The organism is Kitasatospora sp. NPDC059812 (assembly GCF_042732075.1).
GTDB lineage: Bacteria > Actinomycetota > Actinomycetes > Streptomycetales > Streptomycetaceae > Kitasatospora.
Window position 1 is genome coordinate 93,531 of the sequence record NZ_JBHWIO010000011.1, and the last position, 23,384, is coordinate 116,914.

The following is a 23,384-nucleotide window of genomic DNA, read 5'->3' on the forward strand; positions in this document are numbered from 1 at the left end:
GCGTCCGCCTGTGATTAAATTGTTCATACCAAACCCCCCGAAAAAACCACATAACACCCCCCGTACAGTCACCAAGTGTGACTGTCCGCGGGTGTTGTCAAGATTTGGTAAACCTCTGTCCGGTTGACCGGATTGTCGCCAAATCACCCGGCGACACCGCAGGTCATCCGCCGTGCCAGGATCCGCCCGGGACCGGCCGGGCCCGGACCGGAGGGGGCGTCAGAACAGCACGCGCGCCAGCGCGGTGCGGGCCGCGGTGACCCGCGGGTCCTCCGTGCCGATCACCTCGAACAGCTCCAGCAGGCGCAGCCGGGCGGCGTCCCGGTCCTCACCGGCGGTCCGGCCGACGGTGTCCACCAGCCGGCCGAAGGCGTCCTCGACGTGACCGCCCACCAGGTCCAGGTCGGCCGCCCGCAGCTGGGCCTCGACGTCCTTCGGGTCGGCCGCGGCCGCGGCGCGGACGGCCTGCGGGTCCACGCTCTCGATCCGCTGCAGCAGTTCGGCCTGGGCGAGGCCCAACCTGGCCTCGGTGTTGCCCGGCTGGTCGGCCAGCACGTTGCGGTAGGCCTGGACGGCGCCGCCCAGGTCGCCGCTGTCCAGCGCGTCGTGCGCGGCGGCCAGGGCCGGGTCCTCCGGCCGCTGCGGGGCGGCGTCCGGCGCCTCGCCCGGAGCCCCGGCGCCGCCGACCACGCCGAAGCGCTGCTCGGCGACCAGGATCAGCTGGTCCAGCACCTTGCGGACGTTGGCCGCGCTCTCGGCGCCCTGGAACAGCGGCACCAACTGGCCGGCCACCACGGCCATCACGGCCGGGATGCCCTGGATGCCGAACTGCTGGGAGATCAGCGGGTTGGCGTCCACGTCGATCTTGGCGAGCACGAACCGGCCGGCGTACTCCTCGGCCAGGCCCTCCAGGATCGGGCTGAGCTGCTTGCAGGGGCCGCACCACTCGGCCCAGAAGTCGATGACGACCGGCACTTCGGTGGAGCGCTGGACGACCTCGGACTCGAAGGTGTCCTCGGTGACGTCGATGACGAGCGCGTAGGCGGACTGCTCGGGGGCGACTCCGGCCGCTTCGTCGGCGGCCGCCTGGCGGGCCCGCTCGACCCGGGCCTGCTCGGCCTTCTGGGCAGCCTCGCCGGCTGCCTTCACTGCGGCGAGGTCGACCGCACCGCGCAGGGCGGAGCTGTTGAGACGCGAATTCCGTGGCTGCATGGCACCATCCTCCCCCGTCCGCGCCGCCTGCGGGCAACCAACCTCGGGAAAGTCGCCCCGCGCGGGCCGCGCGGCGCGGATTCCCGGGCGCGGTGGCCCTCCCCCGGTAGCCTGAACCGTTCGGCGCGGATCCCCACCCGCGCCCGCGCCGCCCCGTCCCACGGGTGCGGCGCCTGGTTGTCACTGCTTTCGCTACGAGTCGTAGCGTAACTGGAGCCGGGGTCCCGGCCGCAAGCCCCACCGGCGGTTCCGCGACGTGACCTGCCCCACTTTCCGGGACGGCCCGGCTGCCCGAACGGGCGAACAGCCGCTACCGTTACCAGCCCCACCCATGTTACTCACCAGTAGAGCGCAAGGAGGCCCGGTTGCCGGCCCCCCAGCCCCCCGCGAACCCGGACGTCACGGGCCCGGAGACCGCGGACGGCCCCGCCCCCTCGGCGGGTGCCACGACCAGGGCCAAGGGGCGCCCGCGCAGTGCCGCCGCCGACCGCGCCATCCTCGACGCCACCCGCGAGGCCCTCGCCGAACTCGGCTGGGGCGGGCTGACCATGGGCCACGTCGCGACCCGCGCCAAGGTCGCCAAGACCACCCTCTACCGCCGCTGGCCGTCCAAGAACGAACTCGTGGTGGACGCCGTCGCCAGCCTCTTCGACGACCTGGTGATGCCCGACCTCGGCAGCCTGCGGGCCGACATCGAGGCGGTGGTCGCCCAGTTCGCCGACCTGCTGGCCCGCCCCGAGACCCAGGCCGCGCTGCTCGCGCTGTTCGCCGAGGGCACCCGCGACCCGCACCTGCGCCGCCGGATCCGGGAGGCCATCGTCGACCCGCAGAAGCGCCTGGTCCGGCAGGGCCGGGCGGCCGCCCAGACGCGCGGCGAACTCGCCCCGGACGCCGACCCGCGGACGGCCCGCGAGGAGATCGACATCATCTTCGACACCATCGCCGGGACGGTCGAGCACCGCGTCCTGGTCAGCGGCGAGCCGATCACCGCCGACTGGACCCGCCGCTTCACCAACCTGCTGCTCGGCCCCTTCCCCAGCCTGCTGGGCGACTAGGGCGTGTTTCAAAATTCCCGCCCGGCCGAGGGCACGGCAAAGCCGCCCCGCACGAAGAAGCTCCGTACGGGGCGGCCCACCGGCGCGTCCTAGAAGGACGCGTTCTCCCGGTACGTCCCCCACTCCTCGCGCAGCGCGTTGCAGATCTCGCCCAGGGTCGCCTCGGCGCGCACCGCGTCCAGCATCGGCGGGATCATCGACTCGCCCGAGCGCGCGGCCGCCAGCATGGCGTCCAGCCCGGCCCGCACCGCCGCCTCGTCCCGGGCCTCCTTGCGCTCGCGCAGCACCCGCACCTGCTCGCGTTCGACCTCGTGGCTGACCCGCAGGATCTCCAGTTCGGGGGTGACGCTGCGCGGGTGGCAGTTGACGCCGACCACGCGCTTGTCCCCCTTCTCCACCGACTGCTGGTACTGGAAGGCCGCCTCGGCGATCTCGCCGGTGAACCAGCCCTCCTCGATCCCGCGCAGGATGCCGGAGGTGATCGGGCCGATCCCGTGGTCCTCGCGGCCCTTGTCGAGGATCCGCTGGAAGATCGCCTCGGCCTGCTGCTCGATCCGGTCGGTGAGCGCCTCGACGTACCAGGAACCGCCCAGCGGGTCGGCCACGTTGGCGACGCCGGTCTCCTCCATCAGCACCTGCTGGGTGCGCAGGGCGATCTCGGCGGCCTGCTCGGAGGGCAGCGCCAGGGTCTCGTCCAGGGCGTTGGTGTGCAGCGAGTTGGTGCCGCCGAGCACCGCGGACAGCGCCTCCACGGCGGTGCGGACCACGTTGTTGTACGGCTGCTGCGCGGTCAGCGAGACGCCGGCGGTCTGGGTGTGGAAGCGCAGCCACTGCGCCTTGTCGGTCTTGGCGCCGAAGCGGTCGCGCATCCAGCGGGCCCAGATCCGGCGCGCGGCGCGGAACTTGGCGATCTCCTCGAAGAAGTCCAGGTGCGCGTCGAAGAAGAAGGACAGGCCGGGCGCGAAGACGTCCACGTCCAGGCCCCGGGACAGGCCCAGTTCGACGTAGGCGAAGCCGTCGGCGAGGGTGTACGCGAGCTCCTGCGCGGCCGTCGCCCCGGCCTCGCGGATGTGGTAGCCGGAGACGGACAGCGGCTTGTACGCGGGGATGCCCTGGGCGCAGTACGCCATCAGGTCGCCGATCAGCCGCAGGTGCGGCTCGGGGGCGAAGAGCCACTCCTTCTGGGCGATGTACTCCTTGAAGATGTCCGTCTGCAGGGTGCCGTTGAGCACCGCCGGGTCGACGCCCTGGCGCTCGGCGGCGACCAGGTACATGCAGAAGATCGGGACGGCCGGGCCGCTGATCGTCATCGAGGTGGTGACCTCGCCGAGCGGGATGCCGTTGAACAGCACCTCCATGTCGGCGGCCGAGTCGATGGCGACGCCGCAGTGGCCCACCTCGCCGAGCGACTTGGCGTCGTCGGAGTCGTAGCCCATCAGGGTGGGCATGTCGAAGGCGACCGAGAGGCCGCCGCCGCCCGCCTCCAGGATCATCCGGTAGCGCTCGTTGGTCTGCTGCGCGTTGCCGAAGCCGGCGAACTGGCGGATGGTCCAGGTGCGGCCCCGGTAACCGGTCGGGTGCAGCCCGCGGGTGAAGGGGTACTCGCCCGGCCAGCCGATCCGCTCGAAGCCCTCGACGGCCTGCCCGGGGGCGGGCCCGTACATCGGCTCGACCTCGTCGCCGGACAGGGTGGTGAAGTCCGCGTCCCGCTTGCGGGCGCTGTCGTACCGCTGCTGCCAGCGCTGCCGCCCGCGCTCGATCTCCTCGGCGTCCATGACCCCGAACTCCGCTCCGTACGGCCGCCACGGCACCGGGGCGGCACAGCTATTAGGACGTCCTACTAATTTACTCGGACGTCCTAGTAGCTGTCGATGGATGCCGGGGTCGAAACGCCGGGGGCCGCAAACGCGCAGTGCCCCTTCCCCCGCGGGGGAAGGGGCACTCGCCGGGGCGTCGGATCAGACGCCGGCGGGCTGGCGGGCGTCGCCGCCGGCCGGGAGCCGCTCGGCGGCCTCACGGACCACCTTGCGCTCGAAGACGAAGGAGGCGAACGGGATGCAGCCGGCGGCCAGGGTCAGGATCATCCGGCCGAGCGGCCACTTCAGCTTCTGCCCGAGCAGGAAGGTCACCACGAAGTACCCGATGTACAGGTAGCCGTGCAGCATCGCGACGTACGTGGTCAGGTCCTCGGCCGCGTCGAAGCCGTACTTCGCGACCATGAAGCCGCAGAACACCAGCAGGGCCACACCGGTCGCAATGGCCAGGGCCCGGTACCAGCCCAGCAGGGGGGTCGCCTTCATACTCTTCATCGCCTCGTTCGGCAGGGATCGACCGGTACGCCCGGATCCGCGCACCGCTCACACGAGGGTAGCCGTCCTCACGGCCGCTCCGGCGCAGCCCCCTCGCCCCGGTCGTCGGTGAAGTCGCCGGCGGCGATCCGCAACGGCCTGAGCAGTTCGAACACCTGCCGACACTGCTCGGTGTCGTACTCCTCCAGCCCGAACTCCATCGCCATGAGTTCCCGGGTAGCCTCCTCGACCGTCTCGCGGCCGCGGCCGGTGATCGCGGCGAGCACGCCGCGGCCGTCCAGCGGGTTGGGGCGGCGGGCGACCAGGCCGGCCCGCTCCAGCCGGTCGACGGTGTTGGTGACGCTGGTCGGGTGGACCATGAGCCGCTCGCCGATCTTGGACAGCGAGAGCTCGCCGGTCCGGCTGAAGGTCAGCAGCACCAGCGCCTCGTACCGGGCGAAGGTCAGCCCGTACGGCTTGAGCACCGCGTCGACCCGGGAGAGCAGGATCTGGTGGGCTCGCATGATCGAGGTGATCGCCGCCATCGAGGGGACCCCGCCCCAGCGGCGGGTCCAGAGCTCGTCGGCGCGGGCGATCGGGTCGAAGTCGAGGGCTAGGGGCTTGGGCACCTCCTTACCGTACCGGCGGACGGGACGGGTGCTACCAGCCGTCCTGATGGTGGACAAGCGCGACGCGTGGCGGGAACCCGCCAAAAGGGCGGCCAGGTCCATACCAGGACATTGCGCCGGTGTGAATGCGCGGCAACGGGAGCGGGGCGCAGCGGAGTTGACGGCCGATCGGTCCGCAGCCGCACTATCAGGCCTCGGTTCGGATGGTAACCCGCTGAAAGGCAGGATGATTCGCACCTTTTGTCCGCCCGTTCACAATCCTTCCGGCTGGCGGGACTTGGCCAATTCATGAGCAAGACCTGTCATTTGATTTGCTCGATTGTCATGCTTTCCGCCAACCCCGTCCGGTAGCCACCACCCCCACCCACCGGTGGCTCGCCGCTCGACCGCACGGGGTCCGCACGTCAGCGCCCGTCCCGCCCCTCAGGTGCCGACCCCGGCCCCCGGGACGAGGCGCGACCGCCCACACGCGGTTACCCGGAAGGACTCGTCCGTGAAGCGAAAGCTCGCAGCAGTCGCCGTACTCTCCGCCACCGCCCTGCTCACCGGCGTCGTCCAGGTGAGCACCGCCGCCCAGGCCAGCCCGATCCCCGCGGCGCAGGCGCAGGCCGCCGAGCAGCACGCGGCGGCGCTCGCCCTGGCGGGCGGCCAGTCCGGCCCGCTGGCGAAGGCCCTCGCCCTCGGCGGCCAGGAGCAACTGGTGGCGAAGGACGCCGTGGTGGACCAGGACGGCACCCGGCACCTGCGCTTCGAGCGCACCTACGCCGGACTGCCCGTGCTCGGCGGCGACCTGGTCGTCCACCAGAACGCCCGCGGCGCGGTGCAGTCGGTCGACAAGGCGGTCTCCGCGCAGCTGAGCCTGTCGAGCCTGGCCCCGCAGATCCCGGCCGACAAGGCCGCCGCGCAGGCCACCGGCGCCGTCCAGGCCACCGTCGGCGTCGCCGCGGACAAGGACGAGTCCCCGCTGGCGGCCGTGCACCAGACCGGCAAGGCCGAGCTGGTGGTCTGGGCGAGCGACGGCAACCCGCGCCTGGCGTACCGGACCACCGTCGAGGGCGTGCGCGCCGACGGCACCCCCAGCAGCCAGCTGCTGGTCACCGACGCCGCCACCGGCCAGGTGCTGTCCACCCACGAGCAGGTGCAGACCGCCTCCGGCACCGGCAAGGGCGTCTTCGTCGGCAGCGTCCCGCTGACCACCACCCAGAGCGGCACCTCGTACCAGCTGAAGGACGCCACCCGCGGCGGCCAGTCGACCGTCAACCTGAAGAACAAGACCTCCGGCACCGGCACGCTGGTCGCCAACTCGACCAACGCCTTCGGCAACGGCCTGGCCTCCAGCAGCGAGTCCGCCGCCGTGGACGCCCAGTACGGCGCGGCCGCCACCTGGGACTTCTACAAGAACACCTTCGGCCGCAACGGCATCAAGAACAACGGCGTCGGCGCGACCAGCCGGGTGCACTACGGCTCCAACTACGTGAACGCGTTCTGGAGCGACGCCTGCTTCTGCATGTCCTACGGCGACGGCAGCGGCAACACCCACCCGCTCACCGAGATCGACGTGGCCGGCCACGAGATGAGCCACGGCGTCACCTCCGCCACGGCGAACCTCAACTACTCCGGCGAGTCCGGCGGCCTCAACGAGGCCACCTCCGACATCTTCGGCACGATGGTCGAGTTCTACGCCAACCTGCCCTCCAACCCGCCGAACTACTGGATCGGCGAGCTGATCAACCTGAACGGCGACGGCAGCCCGCTGCGCTACATGGACAAGCCCAGCAAGGACGGCGCCTCGGCGGACTCCTGGTACTCGGGCGTCGGCAACCTCGACGTCCACTACTCCTCGGGCATCGCCAACCACTTCTTCTACCTGCTGTCCGAGGGCAGCGGTGCGAAGAGCATCAACGGCTTCAGCTACAACAGCCCGACCTCCAACGGCTCGGCCGTCACCGGCATCGGCCGGGACAAGGCCGCGCAGATCTGGTACCGCGCGCTGACCGTCTACTTCACCTCCACCACCAACTACGCGAGTGCCCGCACCGGCACCCTGAAGGCCGCCTCCGACCTGTACGGCGCCACCAGCGCCGAGTACAAGGCGGTTGCGGCCGCGTGGAGCGGCGTCAACGTCAACTGACGTACGGCGCACGGTGACAGGACGTCCGGGGCCTCCGCGGAAGGCGGTCCCGGACGTCCGCACACCCCCTTGCGCGCCTACCCTCCCCCGCATGCCCGCTCCGCTCCCCGGGTGGCGAAGTCCCGCCAGCCGGACGAACCGCCCGTAGCGGGCACTGGGCGGCAGCCGAACCATCCGCACCAGCACTGGCGGATCCCGGCCAATTCCTGTCCGTGGTCTGTCATTTCCTGCCATCGATTGTCATGCTTCTGCCCAAGCCCCGTCCGACATCCGTCACCCCCACCCATCGACGGATCGTCAGGTACCGCACGGGAGCAGCACGTCCGCGCCCTACCGCCCCAACGGCGCCAACCCCGGCGCCCCGGTACGCGGCGCAACCGCGCGCACACGCGGTTTCGTGGAAGGAACCCCCGCACGTGAAGCGAAAGCTGACAGCCGGCGCCGTACTCTCCTCCACCGCCCTGCTCGCCGGCGTGATCCAGATCGCCATCGTCCCCGCCGCCCAGGCCGCAGCCCCGTCGCCGGAGCAGCAGCGCGCGGCGCTGCTCGCGGTGGCCGCCGGGCAGAGCAGCCCGGTCGCCCAGGCCCTGGCCCTCGGCGGCCAGGAGCGGCTGGTGGTCAAGGACGTCGTCGCGGACGCCAACGGCGAACGCCACCTGCGCTACGAGCGGACCTACGCCGGCCTGCCGGTGCTCGGCGGCGACCTGGTCGTCCACCAGCGCGCCGACGGCTCGGTGGACTCGGTCGACCGGGCCTTCGACGGCAGCCTGTCGCTGCCGAGCCTGGCCCCGGGCCTCGCCGCCGGGCAGGCGGCCGAGCGGGCCACCGCCGCGGTGCGGGCGACCGTCGGAACGGCCGCCGACGAGGACGAGGCGGCACTCAGCCGGGTCGACGGCGCGGGCGCGGCCGAGCTGGTGGTGTGGGCGGCCGACGGCGCGCCGCGGCTGGCCCACCGCACGGTGGTCCGCGGCGAGCGGGCCGACGGCACCCCGAGCAGCCAGCAGGTCGTCACCGACGCCGCCACCGGCGAGGTGCTGTCCACCCGCGAGCAGGTGCAGACCGCGACCGGCACCGGCAAGGGCGTCAACGTCGGCACCGTCACGCTGACCACCACCCAGAGCGGCTCGACCTACTCGCTGAAGGACGCCACGCGCGGCGGCCAGTCCACCACCGACCTCAAGGGCGCCACCTCGGGCAACGGCACGCTGTTCGCCAAGACCAGCAACTCCTGGGGCAACGGCCTGGCCTCCAACCGCGAGTCCGCCGCCGTGGACGCCCAGTACGGCGCCGCGGCCACCTGGGACTACTACAAGAACACCTTCGGCCGCAACGGCATCAAGAACAACGGCGTCGGCGCCGCCAGCCGCGTCCACTACGGCTCCAACTACGTCAACGCGTTCTGGGACGACTCCTGCTTCTGCATGACGTACGGGGACGGCTCCGGCAACACCAACCCGCTGACCGCGATCGACGTCTCCGGCCACGAGATGACCCACGGCGTCACCTCCGCCACGGCGAACCTCAACTACTCCGGCGAGTCCGGCGGCCTCAACGAGGCCACCTCCGACATCTTCGGCACCATGGTCGAGTGGTCGGCCAACCTGCCCGCGGACCCGCCGGACTACCTGATCGGCGAGAAGCTCAACATCTTTGGCAACGGCAAGCCGCTGCGCTACATGGACAAGCCCTCCAAGGACGGCAACTCCGCGGACTCCTGGTACTCGGGCGTCGGCAACCTCGACGTCCACTACTCCTCGGGCATCGCCAACCACTTCTTCTACCTGCTGTCCGAGGGCAGCGGCGCCAAGGTGGTCAACGGGGTCAGCTACAACAGCCCGACCTCCAACGGCTCGACGGTCACCGGCATCGGCCGGACCAAGGCGGCCGCGATCTGGTACCGCGCGCTGACCGTCTACATGACCTCCACCACCAACTACAAGGCCGCCCGCACGGCGACCCTGAAGGCCGCGACCGACCTGTACGGCGCCACCAGCACCGAGTACAAGACCGTGGCGGCCGCGTGGAGCGGCGTCAACGTCAACTAGCCACCCCTAGCCACCCCCGGTAAGAAACGGCGACAGGCTGCCGCGGCCCTTTGGGAGAGGAGGCCGCGGCAGCCTGTCGACCGTCGCGCAGTGGGGGTTCGTCCCTACGCGGTGGCCGGCTTCAGCTCGCCGCGCTCCTCCTTGGCGAGCATCCGCTCGGCGAAGAAGCCGCCGGTGGGCAGCACCGAGAGGACGAACAGCAGCACGCCGCGCTTGGCGTCCCACTTCTGCGCCTGCCAGGCCTGGATCCAGAAGACGACGTACAGGATGAACAGGATCCCGTGGACCATGCCCATCACCGGGACGCCGTCGAAGGACGTGGTCCGCTTCAGCACGGAGCAGATCAGCAGCAGGATGAACGAGACCCCTTCGGGGCCGGAGACCAGGCGCAGGCGGTGGACGGCGCTGCTGTTCACGATGGGTACCTCAATACGGGGGTCGGCGGCGGACCTGCTTGTGAAGCGACTCACAAGCCTTCCGGCCATTATCACCGAGCACCTGTCCGAAGCCCCGGCCGGGGTGGGCACCGTGCCCGACGTCACAACCGCCGTGTCCGGCCCCGGCGCCACGGCCGTCGCGCCCGACCCCACGGCCGTCGTGTCCGTGTCACAGCTGTGCGCCAGAACCCGGCGGGTCGCGCCGGCCCGTCACCCGCTGCCCCTATCCTGCTGCCCGCGCCCGACGCACCGGGCGCCGTAGACATCGGACGACCGGGGGTAGCGACCACATGTTCAAGCGGGACTGGGACCGAAGGACCTGCGCCAAGCGCGGCCACACCACCTACGCACCGACCGAGCCCGAGCTGGCCGCCCGGCTGCACGCCGCGACCGCCCTCGGCGACGCCTGGCGCTGCCTGCGCTGCGGCGACTTCGCGCTCGGCGCCCCGCACGGCTCCGGCCCGGCGCAGGACGCCCCGCTGGTGCCGCGCGGCAAGGCGCTGCGGGACCTCTTCATCCTGCGCTTCCTCGCCGTCGAGCGGGTGCTGCGCGGCCTGCTGATCATCATCGTGGCCTGGGCCGTCTGGAAGTTCTCCAACAGCCAGGACGCCGTGCACCGGGTGTTCGACGAGAACCTGTCGGTCTTCCGGCCGGTCACCGACCACTTCCACTGGGACCTCGAACACTCCCCGATCGTCGACACCATCCGCAAGACCTTCGACTACAGGAAGAGCACCCTGCTGATCGTCGCGGGCGCGCTGGTGGCCTACGCGCTGATCGAGATCGTCGAGGCGGTCGGCCTCTGGCTGGGCAGGCGCTGGGCCGAGTACCTCACCGTCGTGGCCACCGCCGCCTTCCTGCCGCTGGAGGGCTACGAGCTGAGCGAACACGTCAGCGCCGTGAAGATCGGCACGCTGGTGCTGAACATCGCCGCGGTGCTCTGGATCATGCTGTCCAAGCGGCTGTTCGGGCTACGCGGCGGTGTGGTGGCCTTCGAGGCGGAGCGCCACTCGGCCTCGCTGCTGGAGGTCGAGGAGGCGGCCGGCGCCGTCCCGCACGCCGCTCGGGGGGCGCACGCGCGGGCGTGACCGGCGCGTTTGTCGCAGACCGGTACCAGTTCCGCCCCCGCCCCTCCCCCTGCACCGGCCGCGCCCGCTAGATTGCGGCCGTGGCACAGTTCAGACTCCAGGGATCCCGGGTACTCGCCGTCGAGTTGGCCGGCGAGGCCGTCAAGGCCAGACACGGCTCGATGGTCGCCTACACCGGCCAGATGAGCTTCAAGAAGCTGACCGGCGGCGGGGACGGCCTGCGCGGCATGGTCGCCCGCCGGCTCACCGGCGAGCAGATGACCGTCATGGAGGTGAAGGGCCAGGGCACCTGCTACTTCGCCGACAAGGCCACCGAGATCAACCTGGTCCGGCTGAACGGCGAGACGCTGTTCGTCGAGGCGGACAACCTGCTCTGCACGGAGGGCTCGCTGCGCACCGGCACCACCTTCACCGGACTCAACGGCATGTCCTCCGGCAACGGCCTCTTCACCACCAAGGTGGAGGGCCGCGGCTGGGCCGCCGTCACCTCGAACGGGCCCGCGATCATCCTGCGGGTCGGCCAGGGCCAGCCGCTGCGGGTGGACCCGGGCGCCTACGTGGCGCACACCGGCAGCCTGCACCGCAGCCTGAAGTCGGGCGCGGGCTGGACCACGGTGATCGGCGAGGGCGGCGGCGAGGCCGTCCAGGTGGAGTTCACCGGAGAGGGCCTGGTGTACGTGCAGCCGTCGGAGAAGGTCACCATCGGGGGCGACGTCTGATGGGCTTCACGAAGATCAACGGCAAGATGGTCGAGGCCGTGGTGCTGCCCGGGCAGCGGCTGTTCAGCCAGCGCGGCGCGATGCTCGCGTACACCGGGGACGTCCGCTTCACGCCGAACATCACCGGCGGGCAGGGCGGCGTGATGTCGATGATCGGCCGCCGGGTGGCCAACGAGGACACCCCGCTGATGACCGTCGAGGGCCAGGGCCGGGTGATGTTCGGCCACGGCGGCCACCACGTGCACGTGATCGACCTGGCCGGCGACACCCTGTACGTCGAGGCGGACCGGCTGCTGGCCTTCGAGGGCACGCTGCGCCAGTCCACCATGTTCATGGGCTCGCAGGGCGGGGTGATGGGCATGGTCCGCGGCCAGGTCACCGGCCAGGGCCTGTTCACCACCCAGCTGGACGGCAAGGGCTCGGTCGCGGTGATGGCGCACGGCGGCGTCTTCGAGCTGCCGATCGTCCCGGGCCAGCCGGTGCACGTCGACCCGCAGGCGTACGTGGCGCACCGCGGCCAGGTGCAGAACAAGCTGTCCACGGCGCTGGGCTGGCGCGACATGATCGGCCGCGGCTCCGGCGAGGCCTTCCAGCTGGAGCTGTCCGGACAGGGCGCGGTGTACGTCCAGGCGAGCGAGGAGAAGCTCTGATGTCCTACCCGCCGCAGCCGCCGTACGGGCAGTCGCCGTACGACCAGCCGACCCAGCCCGGCTTCGCCGCCCCTCCCCCGCCGGGCTACGCGCCGCCGCCCGGCCAGGGCCACCCGCCCGCGCAGGGCTACCCCCAGCAGGGCGGCTACCCGCCGCCGCCTCCCCCGCAGCAGCCCCAACAGGCCTACGCCCAGGAGCAGTTCGGCGGCCCACAGGCCCCGCTGCCGAACGCGCACGGCGGCTCCGGCCCGGTGGTGCACGACGCGTACAGCCTGCCGGTGAACGACAACGTCAACCCGTACGCCTACTCGGTCGACCTGAACGGCTCGTACTTCCTGCAGAAGGGCAAGATGGTCGCCTACTACGGCGACATCACCTTCAAGGGCGTCGGCGCCGGCATGCTGGACCGGGTGATCGGCCAGCACTTCAACTCGCCGATGCACGCGGCGGACTGGGTCGTCGCCCAGGGCCGCGGCAAGCTGCTGCTGGCCGACCGGGCCTTCGACCTCAACTCCTACGACCTGGACGACGGCAACCTGACCGTCCGCTCGGGCAACCTGCTGGCCTTCGACCCGTCGCTGCGGCTCAAGCAGTCGATCATCCCGGGCTTCCTGACCCTGATCGGCACCGGGAAGTTCGTCGCCGCCTCCAACGGGCCGGTGCACTTCGTCGAGCCGCCGATCCGGGTGGACCCGCAGGCGCTGGTCGGCTGGGCGGACTGCCCGGCGCCGTGCCACCACTACGACCACGACTACATGCACGGGCTGATCGGCGGCATCCGGCGGCTGACCGGGCTGGGCGGGGCCTCCGGCGAGGAGCACCAGTTCGAGTTCATCGGCGCCGGCCAGGTGCTGCTGCAGTCCAGCGAGAAGCTGATGGCCGAGCGGTCGGTGGGCCAGGTGGACGCCGAGGCGGGCGTGCCGGTGGGCGGGGTGCCGTCCCAGCCGGCGGCGTCGGGCCACGGCGGGGGCAACCTCAACGTGCCAGGCCTCGGCAATCTGGGCGATCTGGGGCGACGTTTCGGCCTGTAAACTTGTACAATATTGAACTAAATAGGGTATGCTGAGCCCATGGATACGCACACGATCAACACTGCGGACACCCCTCCGTCGCAGCCCGAGGAGGAGACTCCCTGGCTGACCGCCAGGGAGCAGCGGATGTGGCGCGCCCATCTGGAGGTCGCCAAGCTGCTGGAGTACCAGCTCAGCCGCGAACTCCAGCCGCACAACCTGGCGATCAACGACTACGAGATCCTGGTCGTGCTCTCCGAGGCCCCCGACCGCCGGATGCGGATGACCGACCTCGCCACCGCCACCCTCCAGTCCAAGAGCCGGCTCTCGCACCAGATCACCCGGATGGAGAACGCCGGCCTGGTGCTGCGCCAGGAGTGTCCCGGCGACCGCCGCGGCCTCTACGCCCACCTCACCGAGCACGGCTGGGACACCATGCAGCGGGTCGCCCCCGACCACGTGCGCAGCGTCCGGGCCCACTTCATCGACCGCTTCACCCAGGAGCAGCTCGACGCCATGTACGAGGCACTCGCCCCGGTCGCCGAACACCTGCGCGGCCTCCGCGGCCGCGCCTGACGCACCGCCGCCCCCCAGCACACCAGGGCCGGCCCCACCGGGGGCCGGCCCTGCGCCGTCCTCAGGCCCGGGTGAGGCCGGCCACGAGTTCGTCGGCCGCGCCGTACGGGTCCAGTTCGCCCGCCACCACCCGCTCGGCCAGGCCGGCCAGGTGGCGGTCCCCGCGCAGGTCGCCGATCCGGGTGCGCAGTTCGGCCAGCGCGATCGCCTCGATCTCGTCGGAGGCCCGGCGGCGGCGGCGCGCCGCCAGTTCGCCGTGCTCCTCCAGCCAGGCGCGGTGCTTCTCCAGCGCCTCGACCAGCTCGTCGACGCCCTCGCCGCGGGCGGCGACGGTCTTGACGATCGGCGGGCGCCAGTCCCCCGCCCCGCGGGCCTCGCCGAGGCCGAGCATGTGGTTGAGCTCGCGCGCGGTGGCGTCGGCGCCGTCCCGGTCGGCCTTGTTGACCACGAAGACGTCGCCGATCTCCAGGATCCCGGCCTTGGCGGCCTGGATGCCGTCGCCCATGCCGGGGGCGAGCAGCACCACGGTGGTGTCGGCCTGGGCGGCGATCTCCACCTCGGACTGGCCCACCCCGACGGTCTCGACCAGGATCACGTCGCAGCCGGCCGCGTCCAGCACCCGCAGGGCCTGCGGGGCCGTCCAGGACAGCCCGCCGAGGTGGCCGCGGGTGGCCATCGAGCGGATGAACACCTCGGGGTCGGTGGCGTGGTCCTGCATCCGGACCCGGTCGCCGAGCAGCGCGCCGCCGGAGAACGGCGAGGACGGGTCGACGGCCAGCACCCCGACCCGCTTGCCGAGCCGCCGGTAGGCGGAGACCAGCGCCGAGGTGGAGGTGGACTTGCCGACCCCGGGCGAGCCGGTCAGGCCCACCGTGTAGGCCTGCCCGGTGTACGGCGCGAGCGCGGCCATCGCCTCGCGCAGTTGCGGGGCGGCGTTCTCGACCAGCGTGATCAGCCGGGCGACCGCCCGCGGCCGGCCCGCCCGGGCCTGTTCGACCAGCGTGGCGACATCGATCATCGGGAGCTCCTAGCGCGGATGCCTTCGGGGCTGCGGCGCCGCGCGTGGCGGTCCGCAGCCCCGAAGGCATGTCAGCTGATCAGGCCTTCGGGCTGGCGTCCTTGGGGACGCGCACGATCAGGGCATCGCCCTGGCCGCCGCCGCCGCACAGCGCGGCCGCGCCGACCCCGCCGCCGCGCCGCTGGAGCTCCAGCGCCAGGTGCAGCACCACGCGGGCGCCGGACATCCCGATCGGGTGGCCGAGCGCGATCGCGCCGCCGTTGACGTTGACGATGTCCGAGGAGACGCCCAGGTCCTTGGTCGACTGGTGGGCGACGGCCGCGAACGCCTCGTTGATCTCGATCAGGTCGAGGTCGGAGACCTCCAGGCCCTCCTTGGCCAGCGCGTGCCTGATCGCGTTGGACGGCTGCGACTGCAGCGAGTTGTCCGGGCCCGCCACGTTGCCGTGCGCGCCGATCTCGGCGATCCAGCTCAGGCCCAGCTCCTCGGCCTTGGCCTTGCTCATCACGACCACCGCGGCGGCGCCGTCGGAGATCTGCGAGGAGGTGCCGGCCGTGATCGTGCCGTCCTTGGCGAACGCCGGACGCAGCTTGGCCAGGCCCTCGACGGTGGTGTCCGCGCGGATGCCCTCGTCCTGGCCGAACAGCACCGGCTCGCCCTTGCGCTGCGGGATCGGGACCGGGGTGATCTCGGCGTCGAAGACGCCGTCGGCCTGCGCCTTGGCGGCCCGCTGGTGGGAGGCCGCGGCGATCTCGTCCTGCACCTCGCGGGCGATGCCCAGCCGGGTGTTGTGCTTCTCGGTGGACTCGCCCATCGGGATGTTCTCGTAGGCGTCGGTGAGGCCGTCGTGGGCCATCGAGTCGAGCATCCCGATCGCGCCGTACTTGTAGCCCTCGCGGGACTTCGGCAGCAGGTGCGGGGCGTTGGTCATCGACTCCTGGCCGCCGGCCACCACGACGTCGAACTCGCCGGCCCGGATCAGCTGGTCGGCCAGCGCGATGGCGTCCAGGCCGGAGAGGCAGACCTTGTTGATGGTGAGCGCCGGGACGCTCATCGGGATGCCGGCCCGGACGGCGGCCTGGCGGGCCGGGATCTGGCCGGCGCCGGCCTGCAGCACCTGGCCCATGATCACGTACTGGACCTGCTCACCCGTGATGCCGGCCCGCTCCAGCGCGGCCTTGATCGCGAAGCCGCCGAGGTCGGCACCGGAGAAGCCCTTGAGGGAACCGAGCAGGCGACCCATCGGGGTCCGCGCACCGGCAACGATCACAGAGGTGGTGTTGGTCATGGGACGAGCCCCTTCGCACGTCGTGGCCAGGTGAGGATGCGCTCAATGTACTGACCCGTTACCCGCCCGTCACCGGAGCGACGGTGTGATCGAGCGCACTGGCACCTTCCAGTCAACACCGTGTCAACGCGGCCCGGGTGAACCCCGGCGCCCGCCCCGGGTGAGCCCCCGGCGTGCGGCCCGGGGCAACCCCCGGCGTGTGAGCAGACTCGCACGTCCGGCGCTGGCGCCGGTCAGCAGCGATGCGCTGCACTGGTGCCACCTGGTTCCCGAGGTACCCAACCCGCCCCCGGAGGTCGCCGTGCTGACCCGTATCGACCACATCGGCATCGCCTGCCGCGACCTCGACAAGACGGTCGAGTTCTACCGCGCCACCTACGGCTTCGAGGTGTTCCACACCGAGGTCAACGAGGAGCAGGGCGTCCGCGAGGCCATGCTCAAGATCAACGACACCGGCGACGGCGGCGCCTCCTACCTCCAGCTGCTGGAGCCCACCCGGCCCGACTCGACCGTCGCCAAGTGGCTGGAGAAGAACGGCGAGGGCGTGCACCACATCGCCTTCGGCACCGCCGACGTGGACGGCGACGCCGAGGCCGTCCGGGCCAAGGGCGTGCGGGTCCTCTACGACCAGCCCCGGATCGGCTCGATGGGTTCGCGGATCACCTTCCTGCACCCCAAGGACTGCGGCGGCGTCCTGACCGAGCTGGTCACCTCCGCCGAACCGGGCCCCCACGACGCCCACTGACCCCCGCCAGGTGCCGCCCACGACCGGGCGGCACCCCCGAATCACCGGTCATGACCCGTCAGTAACCTCGTCCGACAGCCGGAAAACCACCACGCGGCCATTCCCCCGCAGTGCGCTCCCACTACAATGCCCAGGTGCGCGAAGGCTCCGGGGGACGGAGGCGACGGGCACGGCCGATGACAGGCCCGTCCACCCAGCGGTGGCCGGCCCGTCGCAGGGGAGTCCACAACGCGGGCACGGCTGAACAGTCGCAACACTGATCTGTCACCATTCTCCACAAGGCAAGAGTTCGCCCAGGAGTCCACCCGGACGGGGGAACGCGGCATCACCGCGCTTCCACGCCCAGGGCTCCGACGACCGCGGCGGGCGGCCCCGGCTTGACCGGCGGGCCGTCCACCGGCTGCGGATGCAAGGAGCCAGTCGGACCAGTACCCGGACAACGGGTGCCCTGGACCGGCCGGGTCGAGGACGCGACCAGGAGATGGATGGGACCGCGGAGTGCGGGGCAACGACCGCTACGAGGTTGACGATCACCTCTCCCAGTTCGAGGCCGAGATGGGTCGGACTCGAAAGGAGCGGGACAAGGCAGCCGAGCATGCCGAGGACCTCGCCTACCAGGTGGAGGTGCTCCGGGCCAAGCTGCACGAATCCCGCCGCATGCTCGCCCAACCGCGCGCCTTCGACGCCGTCTCCGGCCAGGCCGAGCAGATGCTCCGCACTGCCGAGATGCAGGCCCAGCAGCTGCGCGCCGACGCCGAGCGCCAGCTGCGCGACTCCCAGGCCGCCACCCAGCGGATCATGGCCGAGGCCGCCGAGCGCACCGCCCGACTGGAGGCCGAGCTCACCGCCCGCCGCCGCCAGCTGGAGGACGAGCTCACCGAGCTGCGCCGCACCGCCGAGCAGCACGTCAACGGCTGGGCCGAGCAGACCAGGACCGGCTCCGAGCAGGAGGCCCAGCGCCTGCTCCAGGACGCCCGCGTCGAGGCCGAGCGCATGGTCGCCGCCGCCCGCGCGGAGGCCGTCGCGCTCTCCGACCAGGCCCGCGCCCAGACCGCCGCCGACGTCGACGCCGCCCGCGGCGAGGCCCAGGCCGCCGCCGAGGCCGCCATCCAGCGGGCCCAGAGCGACGCCGAGCGCCTGCTTCGCGCCGCCTCCGAGCACGCCCAGCAGGCCGGCGCCCAGGCCGCCGCCGACGTGGACGCCGCCCGCGGCGAGGCCCAGCAGCAGCTGGCCGCCGCGCACGCCGCCGCCGAGCAGCAGCTCGCCATCGCGAAGGGCGAGATCGGCCGGCTCAAGGAGCAGGCCTCCGCCGAGCAGATCCGGGCCGAGCAGCAGCTCGCCCACGCCCAGGCCGAGATAGAGCGGCTGCGTGCCGAGGCGATCGCCGAGGCCGAACGCACCCGCCGCGAGTCCGCCGAGCTGCGGGCCCAGGCCGAACAGGCCGCCGAACAGCTCCAGGCCGACGCCGAGGCCGCCGCCGAACGCAAGGCCGCCGACGGCGAGGCCGCCAACGAGCAGCGCTCGCAGACCGCCCGTGCCGAGGTCGCCCGGATGGTCGCCCACGCCACCAAGGAGGCCGAGGCGATCCGCGCCGAGGCCACCACCAGGCAGGCCGAGGCGGAGGCCGCCAAGGCCGCCGCCGCCGAGGAGAGCGAACGGCTGCGGGCCACCGCCGAATCGGTGGCCGGCGAGCTGCGCGCCGAGGCCGAGGCCGCGATCGCCGAACTGCGCGCCCAGGCCGACCGGGACGTCGCCGAACTGCGCGCCCACGCCGAGGCCGAGGCCCAGCGGCTGCGCCACGCGGCCGAGGAGGAGGGCCGGGCGACCGGCGCCAAGGACGCCACCGTCCAGCTCGCCAAGGCCGCCAAGACCGCCGAGGAGATGCTCGGCCAGGCCAACCAGGACGCCGAGACCGCCCGCACCGAGGCCGCCACCGAGGCCGAGCGGATCCGCACCGAGGCCGCCGCCGAGGCGCAGCGCCTGCGCGAGCAGGCCCAGGCCGCCGTCGAGCAGGCCCAGAACGCCGCCCTCGACGACGCCGCCGCGATCCGCGAGCGGATCGAGCAGATGCAGGACGAGGCGGCCCGGCTGCGGGCCGAGGCCGAGGAGCTGCGCGCCCAGGCCGCCGCCGAGGCCGACCGGGTGCGCGGCGAGGCCCGCCGCCAGGCCGTCGTGCAGATCGAGGAGTCGGCGAAGAACGCCGAGGAACTGCTCACCAGGGCCAAGGCCGACGCCGACGAGCTGCGCGCGGGCGCCGCCGGGGAGATCGAGCGGCTGCGCGCGCAGGCCCAGGAACAGGCCGCCGAGACCCAGGGCCGGGCCGAGCAGACCCTCGCCCGGGCCCGTAGCGAGGCCGAGAAGACCACCACCGCCGCCGAGCAGCAGGGCCAGGACGCCCTCGCCGCCGCCAAGGCCGCGGCCGCCGAGAACCGCGCCGCCGCCGAGCGCGAGACCGCCGAACTCCGCCGGGACGCGACCGAGTTCGACCAGCGGGTCCGGACCGAGGCGAACGCCGCCGCGACCGCCCTCGGCACCGATGCGCAGGCCGAGGCGAACGCCGTCCGGGACGCCGCGGTGGCCGACGCCGAGCGCGTCCGCACCGAGGCCGACGCCGAGGCCGCCCGTACCCGCGGCGAGGCCGAGGCCGCCGCGAACGCGCTGCGCGAGGAGAGCCGGCGTGAGCACGAGGAGGCCGCCGCCGGGCTGCACCGCGAACGCGAGGAGACCGCCGAGCAGCTGGCCGCCGCCCAGGCCGCCCACGAGCAGGCCGAGCAGACCGCGACCGAGCTGCGGGCCCTCGCCGAACGCGAGAGCACCGAACAGCGCGAACTCGCCGAGCGGGAGAGCGCCGAACTGCGCGAACTCGCCGACCGCGAGACCACCGAACAGCGCACCGCCGCCGAGGCGTACGCCGCCGACGTCCGGGCCAAGGCCGAACAGGCCGCCACCGAACTCACCGAACGCACCACCGCCGAGACCGCCGAACAGCGCGAGACGACCGAACAGCACGTCACCGAACTGCGCGCCCTCGCCGAACGCGAGACCGCCGAACAGCGCGAGCTGGCCGAGCGGGAGAGCGCCGAACAGCGCGAACTCGCCGACCGCGAGACCACCGAACTGCGCACCGCCGCCGAGGCGTACGCCGCCGACGTCCGGGCCAAGGCCGAACAGGCCGCCACCGAACTCACCGAACGCACCACCGCCGAGACGACCGAACAGCGCGAGACGACCGAACAGCACGTCGCCGAACTGCGCGCCCTCGCCGAACGCGAGACCGCCGAACAGCGCAAGGCGACCGAGCAGCACGTCACCGCCCAGCGCGCCGAAGCCGAGGAACTGCTGGAGGGCGCCCGGAGCGCCGCCGAGCAGCGCCGGGCCGAGGCCGCCCGGGACGCCAAGGCCGTACGGGAGAAGGCCGCCGCCGAGCTGGCGTTCGCCGCCGAGCAGGCCGAGACGGTCCGCGCCGAGGCCGGCCGCGAGCTGTCCGAGGCCCGCGCCACCGCCGACGGCATCCGGGCCGAGGCCACCGCCGTCCTGGAGCAGGCCCGGGTCGACGGCGAGGAGCTGGTCGCCGCCGCCGGCGTCGAGGGCGCCGCCCTGGTCGAGGCCGCCGAGGAGGAGGCCGCCGAGGTCCGCCAGTCGGTGGCCGGCATGCACGAGGCCGCCGCCGAGCAGATCGCCGAGCGGAAGGCCGCCGCCGAGCGGGAGGCCACCGAGGTCCGCGACCGGGCCGAGCAGGCCGCCGCCGAACTGCGCGAGCTGGCCGAGCGCGAGACCGCCGAGCAGCGGGCCCTCGCCGACGCCGAGACCACCGCCCTGCGCGAACTCGCCGACGCCGAGACCACCGAGCAGCGGGCCCTCGCCGACCACGAGACCACCGAACTGCGCGCCCGCACCGACGCCGAGACCACCGCCCTGCGCGAGCTGACCGACCGCGAGCTGGCCGCCGAACGCGAGGCCCACGAGGCCGAGTTGGGCCATCAGCGCGCCGAGGCCCAGGCCTACGACGAGCACCTGCGGGCGGAGGCCGACGCCGTGCTGCACGCGGCCCGGGAGGGCGCCGGGCAGCTGCGCGCGGACGCCGAGGCCCAGGCCGTCCGGACGATGGCCGCCGCCGACGAGCGCTCGGCCGGCCTGATCGCCGACGCCGAGGAGCTGGCCGCCGCCCTGCGCGCCGAGGCCGAGGAGTACGCGCTCGCCACCCGCACCCTCGCCGACGAGTACGACGCAGCCGCCCACAGCCGCGCCGACGCGTACGACGCGGAGACCCGGGAGGCCGCCGAGCAGTTCGACAAGGCCACCCGCGAGCAGGCCAACTCCGTCCTGGAGAAGGCCTTCGCGGATGCCGAGTCGCTCGGCGAGGACGCCCAGACCACCGCACTGGCCACCACCGCCGCCGCCGAGGAGCAGGCGGACGCGATGGTCGCCGCCGCCCGCAAGGAGGCCGACCGGCTGGTCGCCGCCGGCGAGGCGGCCGGCCAGGCCGAGGTGGAGAAGGGCCGCTCCGACGCCGACACGCTGCTCGCCGAGGCCCGCCGGGACTCCACCGCGATCCGCGAGCGCGCCGAGGAGTTGCGCGAGCGCACCGACGCCGAGGTGGAGGCGCTGCACGAACGCGCCCGCAAGGAGAACGCGGCGGCCATGAAGTCGGCCGGCGAGCGGGTCGACGCCCTGGTGACGGCCGCTCAGGAGCAGCTGACCGAGGCCGAGGAGCAGGCGGTGGCCACCGTCGCCGAGGCCGAGGACCGGGCGGCGGCCCTGGTCGCGGCCGCCGAGGACCGCGCGGGCGAGCTCACCTCGGAGGCGTCCGCGGAGGCCAGCAAGGTCCGGATCTCGGCCGTCCGCAAGGCCGAGGGGCTGCTGAAGGAGGCGGAGACCAAGCTCTCCGACTCCACCAGCCGCGCCGAGGCGCTGATCGTCAAGGCCGAGGCCAGGCTCCAGTCGGCCGAGGCCGAGTCCGAGGAGCGGCTGGAGAACGCCGCCACCGAGGCGGAGAAGCGGCTGCAGGACGCCGACCGCAGCGCCGACGAGCAGGTCGAGCTGGCGAAGGCGGAGGCCGAACGGCTGCTCGCCGAGGCGCAGGCCGAGGCGAAGCGGGTCACCGACGAGGGCCGGCGCGAGCTGGACGAGCTGGTGCGGCGGCGCAAGGACATCAACACCGAGATCTCCAGGGTGCAGGACGTGCTGTCCGCACTGGAGGCGTTCGAGGCACCGGCACCGGTCGCCCAGACCAACGGGGGAAGCAGCACCAAGAAGGACGGGGGTGCCAAGGCGGGTGCCGGAATTGGTTCCCCCCGGTCGGGTGGCAATCGCTCCAAGAACGCACCACCCGATTGAGCGGACATTGTCCGCGGGACGACGGCATCTCGCCGTCGACACTCCGGTACCGTGTCAGGATTCCCTCAACCACCTCAGCGGTTTGACGACAGGAAGCCCAGAACCCCATGAGCGACAGTCACTCCCCTCACGGCTTCGACCTGGTGCGCCGTGGGTACGAGCGCGCCCAGGTCGACGAGCGGATCACCAAGCTGGTGGCCGACCGTGACAGTGCCCTGACCCGGATCAGCGCGCTCGAGAAGCGCATCGAGGAACTCCACCTGGAGACCCAGACCGCGCAGGCGGCGGTCACCGAGGCGGAGCCCTCGTACGCCGGTCTCGGCGCCCGGGTCGAGAAGATCCTGCGACTGGCCGAGGAGGAGGCCAAGGACCTGCGCGACGAGGCGCACCGCGCCTCCGAGCAGCACCGCGAGCTCGCCGAGGCCGCTGCCCAGCAGGTCCGCACCGAGGCCGAGAACTACGCCAAGGACCGCAAGGCCAAGGCGGAGGACGAGGGTCTGCGGATCGTCGACAAGGCCAAGAGCGACAGCGCCCAGCTGCGCGCCGAGGCCAACAAGGACGCCCAGAACAAGCGCGAGGAGGCGGACGCCCTCTTCGAGGAGACCCGCACCAAGGCCGCCCAGGCCGCGCTGGAGTTCGAGACCAACCTGGCCAAGCGCCGCGAGCAGTCCGAGCGTGACCTGGCCGCCCGTCAGGCCAAGGCCGAGAAGCGCCTGGCCGAGATCGAGCACCGGGCCGAGCAGCTGCGCCTGGAGGCCGAGAAGCTGCGCACCGACGCCGAGCGCCGCGCCCGCCAGACCGTCGAGACGGCGCAGCGCCAGTCCGAGGACATCGTGGCGGACGCCAACGCCAAGGCCGACCGGATCCGCAGCGAGTCCGAGCGCGAGCTGGCGGCGCTCACCAACCGCCGCGACAGCATCAACGCCCAGCTGACCAACGTCCGCGAGATGCTGGCGACGCTGACCGGCGCGGCCGTGGCCGCCGCCTCGCTGCCGGGCGACGACACCATGGGCGTGCCCGCCCAGCAGTCGCGCTGACGCCGCCGCCGGGCGCCTGCGCCCGGCGGTACGTGCGCAACGGACGGCACGTGCGGAACAGCAGACAGGCCCTCACCCACCCGGGTGAGGGCCTGCCGTCGTTCCACCGTCATCATCTC

At 72.7% G+C, this 23,384-nt stretch carries 18 protein-coding genes; 11 read left to right on the forward strand and 7 right to left on the reverse strand.

Features of this window, described 5'->3' with window-relative positions:
* Positions 1-219 precede the first annotated feature (219 nt).
* Complete coding sequence (locus ACFV6D_RS08575; protein WP_380379178.1) at positions 220-1,212, reverse strand: tetratricopeptide repeat protein; 993 nt, start codon at positions 1,210-1,212, stop codon at positions 220-222.
* A gap of 494 nt (positions 1,213-1,706) precedes the next feature.
* Here ACFV6D_RS08575 and ACFV6D_RS08580 point away from each other — a divergent pair, with 494 nt between their 5' ends.
* Positions 1,707-2,267, forward strand: a complete 561-nt coding sequence (locus tag ACFV6D_RS08580; RefSeq protein ID WP_380336823.1) for a TetR/AcrR family transcriptional regulator — start codon at positions 1,707-1,709, stop codon at positions 2,265-2,267.
* 89 nt (positions 2,268-2,356) lie between these two features.
* Here the strand turns inward: ACFV6D_RS08580 and ACFV6D_RS08585 are convergent, their stop codons facing one another.
* The 3 genes from ACFV6D_RS08585 to ACFV6D_RS08595 all read right to left on the reverse strand — a co-directional run bounded on the left by ACFV6D_RS08585 (position 2,357) and on the right by ACFV6D_RS08595 (position 5,184).
* On the reverse strand, positions 2,357-4,042 hold the full coding sequence (locus tag ACFV6D_RS08585; protein ID WP_063347770.1) for a methylmalonyl-CoA mutase: 1,686 nt from the start codon (positions 4,040-4,042) through the stop codon (positions 2,357-2,359).
* A 183-nt stretch (positions 4,043-4,225) separates the two neighbouring features.
* Positions 4,226-4,567 (reverse strand): DUF3817 domain-containing protein, encoded by a 342-nt coding sequence (locus tag ACFV6D_RS08590; protein WP_063347771.1) that lies wholly within the window; start codon positions 4,565-4,567, stop codon positions 4,226-4,228.
* Positions 4,568-4,644: 77 nt separating this feature from the next.
* The gene (locus ACFV6D_RS08595; RefSeq protein ID WP_063347772.1) at positions 4,645-5,184 is read right to left on the reverse strand and encodes a MarR family winged helix-turn-helix transcriptional regulator; all 540 of its coding nucleotides are present in this window, start codon (positions 5,182-5,184) and stop codon (positions 4,645-4,647) included.
* Positions 5,185-5,677: 493 nt separating this feature from the next.
* On the opposite strand from ACFV6D_RS08595, the gene ACFV6D_RS08600 reads away from it, so the two are divergent.
* Together ACFV6D_RS08600 and ACFV6D_RS08605 are read left to right on the forward strand one after the other, a co-directional pair.
* Entirely contained in the window at positions 5,678-7,315 is a 1,638-nt protein-coding gene (locus ACFV6D_RS08600; protein ID WP_380558954.1) for a M4 family metallopeptidase, read from the forward strand.
* Between the two features lie 416 nt (positions 7,316-7,731).
* Positions 7,732-9,360, forward strand: a complete 1,629-nt coding sequence (locus tag ACFV6D_RS08605; protein WP_063347774.1) for a M4 family metallopeptidase — start codon at positions 7,732-7,734, stop codon at positions 9,358-9,360.
* 104 nt (positions 9,361-9,464) lie between these two features.
* On the opposite strand, the gene ACFV6D_RS08610 is transcribed toward ACFV6D_RS08605, so the two are convergent.
* Positions 9,465-9,776: a DUF3817 domain-containing protein gene (locus ACFV6D_RS08610; RefSeq protein WP_371517107.1), complete on the reverse strand. Its 312-nt coding sequence runs from the start codon at positions 9,774-9,776 to the stop codon at positions 9,465-9,467.
* A 311-nt stretch (positions 9,777-10,087) separates the two neighbouring features.
* On the opposite strand from ACFV6D_RS08610, the gene ACFV6D_RS08615 reads away from it, so the two are divergent.
* The 5 genes from ACFV6D_RS08615 to ACFV6D_RS08635 all read left to right on the forward strand — a co-directional run bounded on the left by ACFV6D_RS08615 (position 10,088) and on the right by ACFV6D_RS08635 (position 13,840).
* A complete protein-coding gene (locus tag ACFV6D_RS08615; RefSeq protein ID WP_380336718.1) occupies positions 10,088-10,885 on the forward strand; it encodes a DUF2127 domain-containing protein in 798 nt (265 codons plus the stop codon).
* Between the two features lie 80 nt (positions 10,886-10,965).
* Positions 10,966-11,604 (forward strand): AIM24 family protein, encoded by a 639-nt coding sequence (locus ACFV6D_RS08620; protein ID WP_380483205.1) that lies wholly within the window; start codon positions 10,966-10,968, stop codon positions 11,602-11,604.
* Complete coding sequence (locus ACFV6D_RS08625; protein ID WP_063347778.1) at positions 11,604-12,254, forward strand: AIM24 family protein; 651 nt, start codon at positions 11,604-11,606, stop codon at positions 12,252-12,254. Before ACFV6D_RS08620 ends, ACFV6D_RS08625 begins: the two co-directional genes overlap by 1 nt.
* A gap of 221 nt (positions 12,255-12,475) precedes the next feature.
* A complete protein-coding gene (locus tag ACFV6D_RS08630) occupies positions 12,476-13,285 on the forward strand; it encodes an AIM24 family protein (RefSeq protein ID WP_063351133.1) in 810 nt (269 codons plus the stop codon).
* Positions 13,286-13,324: 39 nt separating this feature from the next.
* Positions 13,325-13,840 (forward strand): MarR family winged helix-turn-helix transcriptional regulator, encoded by a 516-nt coding sequence (locus tag ACFV6D_RS08635; RefSeq protein ID WP_079135623.1) that lies wholly within the window; start codon positions 13,325-13,327, stop codon positions 13,838-13,840.
* A 61-nt stretch (positions 13,841-13,901) separates the two neighbouring features.
* Here ACFV6D_RS08635 and meaB read toward each other — a convergent pair whose 3' ends face one another.
* Both meaB and ACFV6D_RS08645 read right to left on the reverse strand, forming a co-directional pair.
* On the reverse strand, positions 13,902-14,858 hold the full coding sequence (meaB, locus tag ACFV6D_RS08640) for a methylmalonyl Co-A mutase-associated GTPase MeaB (protein ID WP_063347780.1): 957 nt from the start codon (positions 14,856-14,858) through the stop codon (positions 13,902-13,904).
* Between the two features lie 79 nt (positions 14,859-14,937).
* Positions 14,938-16,146, reverse strand: a complete 1,209-nt coding sequence (locus tag ACFV6D_RS08645; protein WP_363371928.1) for an acetyl-CoA C-acetyltransferase — start codon at positions 16,144-16,146, stop codon at positions 14,938-14,940.
* Between the two features lie 301 nt (positions 16,147-16,447).
* Here ACFV6D_RS08645 and mce point away from each other — a divergent pair, with 301 nt between their 5' ends.
* From mce to ACFV6D_RS08660, 3 genes are all read left to right on the forward strand, one after another.
* Entirely contained in the window at positions 16,448-16,891 is a 444-nt protein-coding gene (gene mce / locus ACFV6D_RS08650) for a methylmalonyl-CoA epimerase (protein WP_063347782.1), read from the forward strand.
* A gap of 498 nt (positions 16,892-17,389) precedes the next feature.
* A complete protein-coding gene (locus ACFV6D_RS08655; protein WP_380558956.1) occupies positions 17,390-22,228 on the forward strand; it encodes a hypothetical protein in 4,839 nt (1,612 codons plus the stop codon).
* A gap of 107 nt (positions 22,229-22,335) precedes the next feature.
* Positions 22,336-23,265 (forward strand): hypothetical protein, encoded by a 930-nt coding sequence (locus ACFV6D_RS08660; protein ID WP_063347784.1) that lies wholly within the window; start codon positions 22,336-22,338, stop codon positions 23,263-23,265.
* The last annotated feature ends 119 nt before the right edge of the window (positions 23,266-23,384 follow it).

Coding starts and splice junctions, on each gene's coding strand:
- ACFV6D_RS08575 (WP_380379178.1), bottom strand. CDS start 1,212: ATGCAGCCACGGAATTCGCGTCTCAACAGCTCCGCCCTGCGCGGTGCG.
- ACFV6D_RS08585 (WP_063347770.1), bottom strand. CDS start 4,042: ATGGACGCCGAGGAGATCGAGCGCGGGCGGCAGCGCTGGCAGCAGCGG.
- ACFV6D_RS08590 (WP_063347771.1), bottom strand. CDS start 4,567: ATGAAGGCGACCCCCCTGCTGGGCTGGTACCGGGCCCTGGCCATTGCG.
- ACFV6D_RS08615 (WP_380336718.1), top strand. CDS start 10,088: ATGTTCAAGCGGGACTGGGACCGAAGGACCTGCGCCAAGCGCGGCCAC.
- ACFV6D_RS08625 (WP_063347778.1), top strand. CDS start 11,604: ATGGGCTTCACGAAGATCAACGGCAAGATGGTCGAGGCCGTGGTGCTG.
- ACFV6D_RS08635 (WP_079135623.1), top strand. CDS start 13,325: ATGGATACGCACACGATCAACACTGCGGACACCCCTCCGTCGCAGCCC.
- meaB (WP_063347780.1), bottom strand. CDS start 14,858: ATGATCGATGTCGCCACGCTGGTCGAACAGGCCCGGGCGGGCCGGCCG.
- ACFV6D_RS08645 (WP_363371928.1), bottom strand. CDS start 16,146: ATGACCAACACCACCTCTGTGATCGTTGCCGGTGCGCGGACCCCGATG.
- ACFV6D_RS08660 (WP_063347784.1), top strand. CDS start 22,336: ATGAGCGACAGTCACTCCCCTCACGGCTTCGACCTGGTGCGCCGTGGG.